The sequence below is a fragment of the Chryseobacterium barbadense genome, assembly GCF_042849955.1.
Taxonomy (GTDB): domain Bacteria; phylum Bacteroidota; class Bacteroidia; order Flavobacteriales; family Weeksellaceae; genus Chryseobacterium.
The window spans coordinates 1-12652 of the sequence record NZ_BAAFHL010000001.1 but is presented as its reverse complement, the minus strand read 5'-3'; the positions used below and the strand labels follow the sequence as shown (position 1 = coordinate 12652).

Sequence of the window (12652 nt, the reverse complement as noted above, 5' to 3'; positions counted from 1 at the left end):
TTGCAATATTTTGGTTTAAAATTTTTATCTAGGAATATCCGTATACAAACACATTAAGCGATTATATTGAGTATCAAAAACCTTGTCTATTATTGTGTTGTCTGAATTACTTATTGGTTCTGTCAGGACTTCAACAGCATCAGTAAGAATACTTTTTTCACTGGGATAGGTGTTTTTACTTTCCCGCTCGGTGATCGGAACCCATTTCCTTAATAAACACCCGGTGGAAATTCCTTTCATTGCCTTGTAACCATCAATTTTTATAAGTTCAAACAATTCTCCATGAAAAACAATCCTTTCCCTGTGGAACCAATTGGTTACATCCTTATTATTCAGCATCACATAATTGTTTAGCTGCCTGCCATCATTCATAATTGCCAACCTTTGCCAGAAGAATCTTTTGATCAAACCCCTGCCAACTACACCGGATCCGCTTCCGATTTTTTCATCTGAATACGATAATATGGGATCATTTTCACCGCCGTTCTTGTAGTTAACCGCAAACATGAACGGGAATGTGTTATATGTGGTTATTTGTCCGGTATGGTCTTTCATTCTCCAACCTCCTACACCAGAAATAACCCCTTTATAATAGGCTGATTTCGGTAAAAAAGTGTTTTGAGATTCTCCACTTGATGTGTTGGAAATATTTTCAGGCACAAGGCAAATCATTTGTGGTGCTTCACCAGTAACATCGGAAAATTCGTCAACTAAATAGTGCATGGTAGGAGAATAAAACCGGTTTTCGTACTCCTTTTTTTCTGCTTTGAATCTTTCAGAAAACAAGTATTTACCACTAGCCAGAGTTATTTTGTAACGATCCTGAACAATTTTCAAGGCTCCATCATTGGAATCATCTTTAAACTTGAACACGAATTCCCGGGCGTTGCTATTATAAATTTCTACATGGCTTTCCCTGGAAATATCTTCTTTATCAGTCCAGTCGATAAAGTCACCATTGAAATAACCTTTCTTTTTCTGTGATAAATCGTGTGTTTCAGAATATTCATGAGTTGGCTCAATCAAGACAACTTTATTAACAGGATCCGTTTGGAAGGATAAATTAAACAAGTCAACCTCACCCCTTAAAAAATCAAGGAACTTGTATTTCTGTAATGGCAAATATGAATCAAAGGTTACTTGACCACCAATGGGAATTTTAAAGTAATCGATCTGATGTTCTTCAACTTTTAGAATACATCTGGCAACGGTTGCTGTTTTACTTGGATCAACCCTAACTTTTACTTTGCAAATTATTTCGTCATTGGGTTGTACTAATGTTGAAAAATATACGGTTTCCATGTTGCTTCCTTCGGTACTGCCAAAAGTGGGTGCTTGATGGTCGAAAATTTGATTTTGCTGCATCTGGGTTGTCACACCGGAAACCCCGTCTTTTTTGTACCAAAAAACATTGAGTTCTACAATAGAGGAAAGATCTATCTTGTAATCATAAAAAATCTTATGAGAAAATGTTACTTCTAAAGGTCCATAATGAGGCGTGTTGTATTTCCAACGCATTTCCTTGTTTGAATAAGTGTAATCACCATTAGCAACAGTATTGTTATTGTCAAAACACGGCGGGGTTGGTGTATCAAGAACATTCAAATCAACAAAATCGTCAATATCTTCAAATCTCCTTTCAACATCACTTTTAGCCAAAAACTTATGAATATCATACTTGTTGCCACCTGAAGAAAGAAAATTCCCAAAGGTCCAGGGCATGACTTGTCTTCTGTAATAAGCTGTATTTAAAAAATCACTCTTTATTTTGTAGCCAAACATTTGAAAAGCCCAAAAAATGGTGAAAAACTTAGATATTGCCGGACGGAAATTTTTGATGTGATAATTTTTATCGTTACCAACATCAAGATCCAAAGGATCAGCATATTTCACAGGCGCAAAAACATAGGGCAAATCTTCATTAGTTCCATCAAATTGCCATGAATTAATTATAGTAGTTTTATCGAAAGTAAGTTCAATTTTTTTTAAAACTTCATACAACGTGAGTTCCTTCATGTCAATGATCCAATCCCCATTGTTTCCGAATGCATCAATCTCAAAAGAAGTTGGCTTTCCGGAAATACTGTATGCTCTTTTCGGAATTGCTTTTCCGATGAAAATTTCATCCCCATTGGCTTCAATAACGATCCGTCTCATACCTTTGAAGAATTCGTTTGGCGTGAGATCTTCAACAGAAGTATTATTGAAAGTATTAAGGATTTTTTGATTGTTCGTTGTTGCAGGAAGCTTTATCCCAGTTGATTCGCTGCTTTTTTTAGCCTGAAAGTTTTCAACATCTTCAAGTTGGTAATCTATAGCAATCGGAAAATCTGAATTGGTGTCGATATCCAATTCCTGATTCTCCATTGTTAGTTTTAAATAATCCCCTGCCATTATCTTAAAGTTATATTGTCATTACTCATTGAAAACTTGATTTTCACAATATATTCATACCTTCCAGTGTTCTTTTTAGTTGGAAGTTTTATGTCAGTTATTTCAATAGGAATAAATTGTTTTTCGGTACTTTCCTGGAACCCGTTCGGAAGAAAAGTTTCAATCCAAGCTTTAGGTGTGGCAATTAAATCTTTGAACCAATATTGATCTGATTCACTGTAACATTTAGTTTCAACCTCATAAGATTCGTTTGATTTAATATTTTTACGGTATACCCCTCCTTTTGTTTTATCTAATGGAAACTTTAGGCTTTTTTCCCATGTATCGGATTTGGCTTCTGTTTCTTCAAGGACACGGATGAAGTTGATTGAATCAATTTCCCCCAAAGAATTAATAAAATGAATTCGGGATTTTCCTTCGAGGCAGCAACAACCCAATTTGTTGACACGGGATGTTGCAAGAACTGTGTCAGTTGAATCTTTTACATAAACAGTCCATTCTTCAACCTCATTGAAATTTATGGTTGGAAAATATTCCTGGATATTGGGAACGCCTTCCGGGATGTAATAAACATTATATTCTATACTTGCCATGATTTCAATCTGTTTATGTTGTTTGTAAGTTTTATTCTTGTTTTGTCTGAAAGTGTTTTTAAGCCCAATTTCAAGGTGTTTTCCTGTAATGCAATCATAGAATCTACCGTTTCACATTTGAAGCTGTCAACAAGCCTGAATTGCGGTTTTTTTTCATCTATGAAGACGTCAATCAAAACAGATTTCAAAGGAATGAATCCACGCTTTCCGGATAGTCCGTAAAAAGAATTATCTGAATTAGTATGTACATAACCGATTTCATTCAAAACCTCTTTACTACTCACTGAAATATCAATATCATTCAATTCTGCTTTGATCCCTTGCAAATATTCAGATGCACCTCCCACAAATATGACATCGTCAATTTGCGCCAACAGTTTTAAAACTTCTATTTTGCTAACATTAATCATCAATAGAAAGATCAAAAGGGGTCCAACCTGTTGTTCCGTTTGCACTATATTCAAAAGAGTAAATTACCGGTGGAACATTTGCCGGATAACCCCACGGATAAGCAGAAGGCGGATTTTGCCCGGCTGCTGCATAAGAAGCCGTTAACAATGTATTAATAGGAATAACTTCATCGATAACCAGAACCCCACCGCCGGATTTAGTAAGCCCAATTTCAGGTGAAGTCCCTGCAACTTTTAATCTTATGAATCCAACAGAAGTATTTATTAAGCCACTATCAGAGAATGCAAAATCATTAGATCCTGTACACCAAACATCATAATTGGTTGGGCTATCTCCATTAGCTGTACATGAAATTCCTGTTATTACTTTTCTATAAAGTGAATTTATTGCTTGTTGTTTTGTGTAAGAAAGGTTATTTGAAGTAGCTGTATTGTTATTTAAATCAGTAACAACCACTTTAAACAATCTTGTCCCAATAGTTGACAATGTTCCCGTAGAAAATGTATTTCCGGTTAAATTGGAAATGATACTTAACCAGGTAGTTCCATTGTCATTACTCACAAATACTTCTTTCGTTGAAATATCATTATCCGGATCCGTAGCATCAACAAGTATTGTATAAGCTGAACAAACTGAAGTACAAACCCTAACTTCAGTTCCATTATTATCCTGCCATTTAATGTTGACACTCGGTGGGTTGTTGTCTGGTAACTCTACCATTCCAACATTATAAAGAATTGGAAGTTCATTAAAATTAAGGTCTTTGCAGGCTCCTACAATTTCAAAAACAAAATCATAAAACCCAAATGGGACCACCATTGTTTGAGAGGTTATCGGGGTTGGATTTGCTGTAAATTGCAAAGTGGACCACGGTCCGGTTGATCCTGTTGATCTTCGGTAAATTTTAACTTCATAAGGTACTGGGGGCAAATTCGGAGGATTAGTCCAGGTAAATTCTATAACCTGAACATTATTTACTTGATCTTCGGTAATTGTGTACTGAATATTCATAAGCTTCGGACATGCCTCCAAAAGATCATTACATAAATCAATAATTTCACCCGTTTTCTTTTTTGCCTTCACACAAATCTTCTCTGGCTTTATGCTTGATACAAAAGGAAAGTGCGAACTGTCATTTGCGCAAATTTTAAATTCCTTTGGTCTTTTCGTTAAAGGAAAAGCGTTGCTAAACCATAATCCCGTTTGATAAGAAGCAAGGAGTTCATCAAGATTTTGATTTTCTTCATGCTGAATGGCTGAATTCAAAACATACACTTCATTTGATTGCGTACCACCTCCGGAAACGGATGGGGTTGTTGAAGTTCCCTGCACGGGTACAGGTTGTTCAGATGTCACGAAACCATTACTGTCCGAATATGAGTTTCTGAACTTAACAAAAATCTTTTTTATGGTATTAGGAAACGTTTCAATGGTTTCACCTTCCATTTTTGGCAGATTGTAACCCATTAATTCCTGAACTGCATCTTGAATATCAAATTCATATTCAGGATTTTGATTTTCATCATTAATAAATTGAGTTCTGGAAAGTGTCTTATAATAAACACCCTCAACATATATATCACAATAAACAACCGGACAAATATAGTTTTGGGCGGTTGCATTTGGTAGTTTAGCCTTACATCTGAAAATAAATGGTCTGTAAGCAGAATTTAATGAAGAAGTCCCCGGCTGATATGTTACTCCTGTAATTGGCATAATTAAATGGTTTCAGATTTTTGTAGATTATATATTTCGTTGAAATATTGGTCCGTTCCCTGGTCAATCAATGAATCAATTTTTTGTTCGTTTTCCTTCCAGGTATTTTGAATAAAGTTTTTCCTTTCCCCTGTTTTTGAAAACCTGGATGAAGCTTTTGTTGGCATTCCTTCCTGACGGTGCTTTCTATTGGTTAATACAGCAGCCTCCATTGCTTGGATCTTATTAAACCCCCTCAAAAGGAAATACTTGTATAATTCCTGCACATGGTCCCTGCCAAATTTTTTTGTTCCTTTCTCAAGATCTTGAGCATAGTCAAGAGCAAATCCAAAAAGTTCCGTCCTGTTTTTTCCTTCAATAATCCTTGCAGAATTAATAATAGAATTCTCAAGAGATCCCGTCAATCGGTGTCCCTGATCTGCTAATTGTTTGACTAATTGAGTTGACAACAGGTCCTCTACTTTTTGAAACACTTGTTTCATAATGATTCCAGTTTTCTAAAATCGTTCTCTAATTCGATCAAAATAGGCTTCATTTGAACGAAATTGGTTAGTATGTTACCTAAACAAATAGGACATGAAGTAATCTCCTTTTGCGGCTCTATGAAAGTGTGCCAAACCTTCAAAAGTGTTTGCATGTTTTCATTTTCCCATACTGCAACCGCATTTGATATTACGTCCTTATCAGTAAGAAGAACCTGGCTTCTTACTTCATCCGGAATTTGTTGGGCTATTTTCTTAATGCTCATGATGTGGATGTATATCAGTTGTGTTTATTTCAAAATTATTTATGTCTGCTTCGGAATAGTCTTCCATATTACAGTTAACAGCAAGATGAATATCAAAAGACAGCCCCACGCCTGCAAGTTTGTCATTGCCAACACCTGAATACCTTTCAATAACATCTACAGAAGAGCATTCATTAATTCCGGACCCTGGATTTTTGGCAATCACTTCATTTAAAAACCTCCTGAAGTCTTTCGCACAAACTCCCATATCTTTCCATGTTTGTTCAATAGTGTGTCGGGAAAGGTTATTGAAGGGATTTCTGTTTTGGGTTCCGTTGATGTCATTATGTTGAGTGGTGAGAAATAACAATCTACATTTGTATTTACTCCAATTGTTGTCAAAATCCGGTAATTCCACGGGTGGAAACATGATACAAATCGGATATTTCTTGCCGTCATTAATTCCTTCCAGGATATCATTCAAAATTTCCCCTGCATTATTCTTATTGAGTTCATTCCCGAAGTTCGGAGCGGTAACAAATCTCCTCATCACCTTTGATTTGGATATGATGTCCTTAAATAGTTGATATAGATTTAATTCATTCACCTTCTTCAATGTTTGGTTTATTTCTTTTACTTGTTAAGTGCCAGCCGTGACATTCTTTGCAGAAATAGGATCGTTTCGGGATACTATTTCTATGACTTGTCCTTTTTATTGAGTTCATTGCAGTATTTGCCAATCTTTGGGATAAGTAAATTGTTTTTCCGTTGCATTTTATTTCTTCCATAGGTTTAAGTGACATTTTTCTTCTTTAACCAAACTTTTCTCAATAACCGGACACCCACAAAATTGACAGGCTTTCGTTTTTTCTTCCACTGCTTCATTTTCTCTGAATTTTAGAAATGATTTTTCGACAGCAAAAGGGCAATTCCGGCACACTTCAAGCCTTTGTTCAGAAAGTGTTTTAACTTTTTCTGAAGCCCAGAAGTAGGACCGGAACCAACCTTTTAATATGTGAAAGGGTTTTAACATCCGCAAAACCAATATTTATGAATAATAAACCCTAAGCCAATACAAACTGCAGCCATAATTACGATCACAACGCAACCGGCTCCAAGCTGTGTTTTATTAAGTTGCTGCTTTGTTTCCATGGATTTTTTCAATTAATTCGTTTCTTTCACGGATCCATTCAACAGGAATAATTTGTTGATTTTTGTTGTATCTTTCAATTGCTTCGTTGATAGATTTCAACCTTTGTTCCTGCCAAATCTTTTCAGGCATCAAACCGATTTCAGGTTTTTTAATTCCAGATTGAATTGCTTCAAGCATTCTTGCACCAACTTCATTGAAATCTTCTGCAAATCCAACTTTTTCATTTGAAAGAATTCCGCCTAATGGATATTTCTTAATTGTTGGCCTTGGTAACGCTGTAAATGGTTCTGAAGTAACCGGACAATTTCCCGCTTTTGCCTTTGCATATCCTTTCATATCAAAAACAATTTCATCATCGGTCACATACCAACCATCCATTTTGAAACCCAATTCCCTATGAAAACACTTTAATTCAAACTGTTTTGCAAGTGCTTCTGCTACTTGAAAGTTAATTCCTACGGCAATTAATTTTACAGTCTTCATATTATCTTCCTTTGAATGGTGGAATTACATTTCTGCCATTTTTTGGTTGCTGTAATGCAGCCTGTGTTTGCAGCTTATTCATAAGTTCAGTCCTGATTGGCAAAACCAATTCATTCCATTTCTTTGACAGATCATCCGAATAGAATAAATACACATGATATTCACCGGCTGTGATTCCCAATTCCTTCGGTGATGTTCTTGTAAGTGTGTTAAGAAGGAATGAAACGGTGAAAAGGTTAAATTCCGGCTGATCTTTTGACAATTCATTCATAATACTTGCATGAATTTTAAGATCACAGTCCAGGTGATATAATGAACTCACATCCATCAATTTTTTCCAGATTGGAATTAAATTGTCGGCATTCTCTTTTGGAATTTCAAATTTTACTGATTCAAGTCTTTCCTTGAATAATTTTTCAAAATCTTGCTGTTGTTGATTCATTTTTTAAAATTTATTTGGTTAATAATATTTAACATTGTTACATATTTTTGAAAAAACCCGACCGACATAAGCCAGTCGGGAAAACACATAATGAAAAAGAAAAATCCTAATCGAACCGATTGCGGGGATCGAACCCGCGTGTGTAGTTTTGCAGACTACCTTCTAACCACTCGAACAAATCGGCATTTTAGCACTTACAATGATCTTCTACGCTGAATGAAACCTAAATGAAACTATTACCAATTTTTAAATTCCTTTCTGGGTAAGTGCTTTTTAATTATTTAGCTTTCATACTCGTAAACTTTCCTTGTGGTTTTTTACCACTTTTAAATTTGTGATGAAAATTTGTTTTTCCAGAAAGTCCCTGTGTAGGTGTTTTCCTTGGATTTTCGATTGATTTACCAGATTCACAATGTCTGGAAGATAAACCTTCATAAGAAGGGGATCCGAATGCGCATGTATTCATACTATGTTGTTTTTAAAGATTCGTAATATTCTTGTATAAATTCTTCATGGTCCTTTTGTTCTGAAGCCCAAAGAAGAATGTCATAAGCCTTTGTTTCCTTGATATTATCCAAATTAGACTTTCCGTTGTTCTTATAAAAGATTGTTCCTTTTTCAGCAACAAACGTCAAGAAAGAAAGCCATCCCCACTTTTCAAAGTGTGCTTCTAAATTTGGTCCGTCTCCGGATTTTCCCCCTGAAAAGACGCTGAAGTTTTCAAATACATATTCATTGAACTTTGCAAAAAAAAAGCGATCGCCAGGGCAATATCCATTGGTAGATCATACATCATTTCAAGTCTTTCGTTACCAGGTGTAAGCCAACTTTCGTTAAACACTTCACCTTCTTTTTTAAGATAGATCGCAGCAAGAATTGGGATTGCATCCCATTTACCGGCTGAAAGTTCCTGCATTTGCTTAATAACCTGCTTGGAAGTGATTAATTCATTGAATGTGATCTTGCTTTCATGACTAAGCACCGGCGGTTCTATCTTCCAAAATTCATCCCTGAACAAGTATTCTTCACGCAATTCAATATTGTTTTGTTCTTCATACAGTTGATGAAAGCATGAGAAATATAAATTCATCACATCATCAACCGACATTTCAGAATCAATTTCATTCATCGGGATTCCGGTGAAATATGAAAGATTCATTGCAGCAACAGAAACATTAAGCAATGAAACATCCATTTCATCAACTTCCAATTCGTTTCCTTCTTCATCCGTTCTGAAAACATTTTCCTGAAGTTGAATGATCTGGTCCCGATACTGTGCATCAAATTCAATTCTTTGACGAACTGTGATTTGATTCATAGTTACCGGAAGAGAATAAGTTTTTCCTTTCCAATGAAAATCCATTATTTCTTTGTGTTTTGTGTTTTAGGCTTTTCGTTTTTTCCGGCTGTCTTATCTGCAGGATCCGGGGTGTTATTAGCCGGGGAATCTTCTTGTGTTGTTACCGGTGCAGATCCTTCATTTTGTGCTTGATCTACAACGGGGGCCGGTGCAGGTTCAATTACCGGTGCTCCACCTTGAAGTTCAAGTTTCTTTTGTTCCCTTACAGTTTCCAAGTCTTTATTGGCTTTGATCTTTTCCTTGATCTTTTCGATATAAGCCCCATTGATTTCAGCTTCACGGAAATCATCAAGACCGGCGATGTTTGCAACACCACGGATTTCGATTTCTTTTAATGAATCCAAAAGTTGAACATTTTCACGATCAAGGAAGCCATCATGTAAAAGTTGAACAGTTTCTTTGAATGCTTCGATATCATCGTTACTGATAACGGGTAAATTTAATTTTGTTGAAGACTTTTCCCCAATAGGTTTACCGATAACAGATTTTAAAGGTTGAGGGGTGAAACCATAAGAAGCAGTTTGCGGATTTACGGTTCCTGTAATGTAGGAAAGTGAGTTGATGTATTGATTAAAAACGCTTTCGGTTCTTAAACAAAAGGTTGGATCTTGTTGATGTCTTTCAAGGATTTTATCCTTTAGTTCCTGAACATCGTTGATCGTTTCTTGTACTTGTTCCGGGTTTAACATAACTAATTGTTTAATAGATTGGTTTTAAAGTGTAAATATATAAAATTTATGTAACAATGTTACATATTTTATCTTAAAAAATCCAACAGTTCAAGACCATTGTCATAATCCCTTAATGAATGGGATGTTACTTTTGAAGTTTGATTTACCTTGAATTCAAACCATTCGCGCATCATGAAGCAATCCATCACATCGGGGGATTGGCCGTTCAGGTAATTTTTCATTTCTTCTTTCTTGATAACGCACAATTTTCCATCTTTGTCAATGCTGCCACGTTTGATTGCTTTCCTTTCAAACAACATTCGTTCTTTCAAAGTCATTTTATCATCATAGCGTTTATTAGCTGCATAAGGTGTGATGTAATATTCACCCCTGGCAACTGCATCCCCAGATTTAAAAAAACATTGAGCCTTTAAATTCTTATAACTTTCAGGTTTGCCGGTTTCATCATTTGGTAATGGTGCAGCACCATTGTTAAATTCCCGTGCCCCGTCAATAAATCCATCAACAAATTGACCAACACCATCGTTGTCAAATACAATACTTGAATAAGGAACGGCGTGTGCGAATGAATTGTCTTTGATAAGATCAATGACTTGATTTCCTTTTGATTTTTCCATGATATGAAAATCAATCAACCTTTTCCCGGACCAAACATAAATGATGAATTTATCAGATCCTTTCATTGCAATGTCAGTTGTAATAAACATTTCACCTTCCGGAACATAACTATTGGTGAACATATCATTGAATTTTTTTGAATCATAGATATCATCACCTTTCAAAGAAATCTTCCAGTTTCCACCAAGAAGCCTTAATTTTTCATTTTCATCAAGTGCATTTAAGTTTCCAAGATAAGCCGGATTCACCTTCAATAGTTCAACGTTTTCATAGATTGAACCACCAATGAAGGTAAATGATTTAATCAGGTCCTTAACGGTGATTATGCCCTTTGATCTCGCAATCATTTCATCAATGGAATCTTTGCACTTATAATAAACTTCCTGTGCAGAATCACCCCAAATAAGATTTCCGTTTTCCCTTGTGAAATATCGCAGCATTCCTTGACGTTCCGGAATCGGATATCCATAATTGGGGGATTTTTCGTCTTGTTCAATCCACCAATCCACCAGATCAGCCAACCAACTGTCCGGATCTGGGTTGCACGTTGCACGAACATAAGGATCAACACCACACATGGAACGGTTCCTTGAAAGCATATAGAAAAACATTGACTGTGAAAAGTGCGTCAACTCATCAAAAAGAATAAGCGGAATTTCTGCACCTTGCCAATCGTACTTGTTTTTCTCATATTCCATGTGCGACATTTTAAATTTTGCACCTGATTGGAAGAACCATTCCAATGTTGATTCCCTTGGTTCACTTCCAATTATGGATTTATACAAGTTTTGCGAAGCGTCCCATAATCCACCTTCTGCCTTAATCATTGGTGAAGTCCTACGAAAGAAAACAGTCCCAAAGTTTGGATTATTGATGTGTCTTAATGGTTCCAACAATAAACAGGTTGTCTTACCTACACCGGCAGCACCCCCACCAACAAGAATATCGGCAGGGGATGAAAGGGCTTTCATTTGATACCCTTCTTGTGGTCTTATGATCTTAATGTTACTCACTGATTTTCATTTCTTCACCAGTTAATGCGAAAAACAAATTTTGCACCTCATGAACAAATCTTAATTCTTTGCCAATTGTTGATTGATCGCCGTCAATTAAGAAAATACCGTTTTCACTCAATTCAAATTTGGCATATCCAAGTTCGGAAGGGACTTTTATTTTTGGCTTTTCAAACTCATCAAATTCAAAATTTAATCTTTTCAACCAATATTCAGTGATTTTCAACGGTGATAAATCGCCAATATCAAATTCAACATCCCCTTTCCCTCTATCTGCAGTTACTTTGTATTTTGAAATCTTTTTTAGTTTAAATACGCTGCCATTGTATGTAACTAAATTTTCAACCCGTAATGCTTTCGCGTCTATGAAATAATAGTCTGGCATGTCATTAAATTGTAAATTTTCCCATTTTAAAAAGTTCATATACAATTGCAGCTTCATGAAATGCATCATCCGCCCCACGGTGTGATTCGATGTAACCGGTTTTTCCAAAGAAGAATTCAAAGGCTTCTTCAACTTTTGGCCACTTGTAACCAAACCCGCTTGATTTTGGTATCTTACAAATGTTGGTTGATATTTTCATGGGACATGCCAACTTTTTAGGAAAGACAAAGCCACGGTTTTCCATAAATCCAAAGTCAAAAACATTATTGAAGGCCGTGGATCCGTGTTGATAAGAATGCAGGATTTCTTGAATTCTTGGTTTCAACACATCCAAACACTTTGATGTTCTTATTTCTTCAACAGTAAGATTTGAATTCTTAACAATCCAGGAATTTTCAACCTCATCTTTGGTGATTCCTTTTTCGTGTGTAACCTCATCAAATATGATTTTTCTTTCACCATTTGAAAGGTCAAGTTCTACAATTCCGATTTCAACGATTTTTCCACCTGCTTGAAGGAATCCTGTTGTTTCAATGTCAAGGATCAATATTTTTTCCATTTATATATTTTTTTTAACGTTTATTGTCTGGTAACTGAAAAATAGAAACTTGCGCTTCAGCCTTTTTTTGTTCGTTATCCTTGCTATAAAACCCTAACATCCGGTT

At 35.8% G+C, this 12652-nt stretch carries 15 protein-coding genes and 1 tRNA gene; all 16 read right to left on the bottom strand.

All coding sequences use genetic code 11. The annotated features are described in order from the left end of the window. Positions 1-24: 24 nt before the first annotated feature. On the bottom strand, positions 25-2367 hold the full coding sequence (locus ACGHIN_RS00080; protein WP_390449976.1) for a hypothetical protein: 2343 nt from the start codon (positions 2365-2367) through the stop codon (positions 25-27). 26 nt (positions 2368-2393) lie between these two features. After that, positions 2394-2987 carry a hypothetical protein gene (locus ACGHIN_RS00075; protein ID WP_390449975.1) on the bottom strand — a complete coding sequence of 198 codons (594 nt, stop codon included), beginning with the start codon at positions 2985-2987 and terminating at the stop codon, positions 2394-2396. Beyond that, positions 2975-3397, bottom strand: coding sequence for a hypothetical protein (locus ACGHIN_RS00070; protein WP_390449974.1), 423 nt, complete (start codon positions 3395-3397; stop codon positions 2975-2977). Before ACGHIN_RS00070 ends, ACGHIN_RS00075 begins: the two co-directional genes overlap by 13 nt. Further along, positions 3390-5114 (bottom strand): Ig-like domain-containing protein, encoded by a 1725-nt coding sequence (locus ACGHIN_RS00065; protein WP_390449973.1) that lies wholly within the window; start codon positions 5112-5114, stop codon positions 3390-3392. The genes ACGHIN_RS00070 and ACGHIN_RS00065 overlap by 8 nt, the downstream gene beginning before the upstream one ends. A 2-nt stretch (positions 5115-5116) precedes the next feature. Next, a complete protein-coding gene (locus ACGHIN_RS00060) occupies positions 5117-5596 on the bottom strand; it encodes a hypothetical protein (protein ID WP_390449972.1) in 480 nt (159 codons plus the stop codon). Beyond that, a complete protein-coding gene (locus tag ACGHIN_RS00055) occupies positions 5593-5862 on the bottom strand; it encodes a hypothetical protein (protein ID WP_390449971.1) in 270 nt (89 codons plus the stop codon). The genes ACGHIN_RS00060 and ACGHIN_RS00055 overlap by 4 nt, the downstream gene beginning before the upstream one ends. Continuing rightward, on the bottom strand, positions 5852-6391 hold the full coding sequence (locus ACGHIN_RS00050; protein WP_390449970.1) for a hypothetical protein: 540 nt from the start codon (positions 6389-6391) through the stop codon (positions 5852-5854). Before ACGHIN_RS00050 ends, ACGHIN_RS00055 begins: the two co-directional genes overlap by 11 nt. Positions 6392-6970: 579 nt before the next feature. Beyond that, on the bottom strand, positions 6971-7477 hold the full coding sequence (locus ACGHIN_RS00045) for a hypothetical protein (protein WP_390449969.1): 507 nt from the start codon (positions 7475-7477) through the stop codon (positions 6971-6973). A 1-nt stretch (position 7478) separates the two neighbouring features. Further along, positions 7479-7919, bottom strand: coding sequence for a hypothetical protein (locus tag ACGHIN_RS00040; protein WP_390449968.1), 441 nt, complete (start codon positions 7917-7919; stop codon positions 7479-7481). A 113-nt stretch (positions 7920-8032) separates the two neighbouring features. After that, a tRNA-Cys gene (locus ACGHIN_RS00035) sits at positions 8033-8103 on the bottom strand. A 93-nt stretch (positions 8104-8196) separates the two neighbouring features. Continuing rightward, entirely contained in the window at positions 8197-8385 is a 189-nt protein-coding gene (locus tag ACGHIN_RS00030) for a hypothetical protein (RefSeq protein WP_390449967.1), read from the bottom strand. Between the two features lie 204 nt (positions 8386-8589). Further along, complete coding sequence (locus ACGHIN_RS00025) at positions 8590-9282, bottom strand: hypothetical protein (RefSeq protein ID WP_390449966.1); 693 nt, start codon at positions 9280-9282, stop codon at positions 8590-8592. Continuing rightward, positions 9282-9968 (bottom strand): hypothetical protein, encoded by a 687-nt coding sequence (locus tag ACGHIN_RS00020; protein WP_390449965.1) that lies wholly within the window; start codon positions 9966-9968, stop codon positions 9282-9284. Before ACGHIN_RS00020 ends, ACGHIN_RS00025 begins: the two co-directional genes overlap by 1 nt. 68 nt (positions 9969-10036) lie before the next feature. After that, positions 10037-11560, bottom strand: coding sequence for a terminase large subunit domain-containing protein (locus ACGHIN_RS00015; protein WP_390449964.1), 1524 nt, complete (start codon positions 11558-11560; stop codon positions 10037-10039). 34 nt (positions 11561-11594) lie between these two features. Further along, complete coding sequence (locus ACGHIN_RS00010) at positions 11595-11987, bottom strand: hypothetical protein (protein ID WP_390449963.1); 393 nt, start codon at positions 11985-11987, stop codon at positions 11595-11597. 4 nt (positions 11988-11991) lie between these two features. Further along, entirely contained in the window at positions 11992-12546 is a 555-nt protein-coding gene (locus ACGHIN_RS00005) for an exonuclease domain-containing protein (RefSeq protein WP_390449962.1), read from the bottom strand. Positions 12547-12652: the final 106 nt, after the last annotated feature.

Bases quoted from the DNA above. Each gene is read 5' to 3' on its own strand.
- ACGHIN_RS00060 (WP_390449972.1), bottom strand. From the start codon at position 5,596: ATGAAACAAGTGTTTCAAAAAGTAGAGGACCTGTTGTCAACTCAATTA.
- ACGHIN_RS00080 (WP_390449976.1), bottom strand. From the start codon at position 2,367: ATGGAGAATCAGGAATTGGATATCGACACCAATTCAGATTTTCCGATT.
- ACGHIN_RS00050 (WP_390449970.1), bottom strand. From the start codon at position 6,391: ATGAGGAGATTTGTTACCGCTCCGAACTTCGGGAATGAACTCAATAAG.
- ACGHIN_RS00010 (WP_390449963.1), bottom strand. From the start codon at position 11,987: ATGCCAGACTATTATTTCATAGACGCGAAAGCATTACGGGTTGAAAAT.
- ACGHIN_RS00025 (WP_390449966.1), bottom strand. From the start codon at position 9,282: ATGGATTTTCATTGGAAAGGAAAAACTTATTCTCTTCCGGTAACTATG.
- ACGHIN_RS00005 (WP_390449962.1), bottom strand. From the start codon at position 12,546: ATGGAAAAAATATTGATCCTTGACATTGAAACAACAGGATTCCTTCAA.
- ACGHIN_RS00020 (WP_390449965.1), bottom strand. From the start codon at position 9,968: ATGTTAAACCCGGAACAAGTACAAGAAACGATCAACGATGTTCAGGAA.
- ACGHIN_RS00040 (WP_390449968.1), bottom strand. From the start codon at position 7,919: ATGAATCAACAACAGCAAGATTTTGAAAAATTATTCAAGGAAAGACTT.
- ACGHIN_RS00065 (WP_390449973.1), bottom strand. From the start codon at position 5,114: ATGCCAATTACAGGAGTAACATATCAGCCGGGGACTTCTTCATTAAAT.
- ACGHIN_RS00075 (WP_390449975.1), bottom strand. From the start codon at position 2,987: ATGGCAAGTATAGAATATAATGTTTATTACATCCCGGAAGGCGTTCCC.
- ACGHIN_RS00045 (WP_390449969.1), bottom strand. From the start codon at position 7,477: ATGAAGACTGTAAAATTAATTGCCGTAGGAATTAACTTTCAAGTAGCA.
- ACGHIN_RS00070 (WP_390449974.1), bottom strand. From the start codon at position 3,397: ATGATTAATGTTAGCAAAATAGAAGTTTTAAAACTGTTGGCGCAAATT.
- ACGHIN_RS00055 (WP_390449971.1), bottom strand. From the start codon at position 5,862: ATGAGCATTAAGAAAATAGCCCAACAAATTCCGGATGAAGTAAGAAGC.
- ACGHIN_RS00015 (WP_390449964.1), bottom strand. From the start codon at position 11,560: ATGAAAGCCCTTTCATCCCCTGCCGATATTCTTGTTGGTGGGGGTGCT.
- ACGHIN_RS00030 (WP_390449967.1), bottom strand. From the start codon at position 8,385: ATGAATACATGCGCATTCGGATCCCCTTCTTATGAAGGTTTATCTTCC.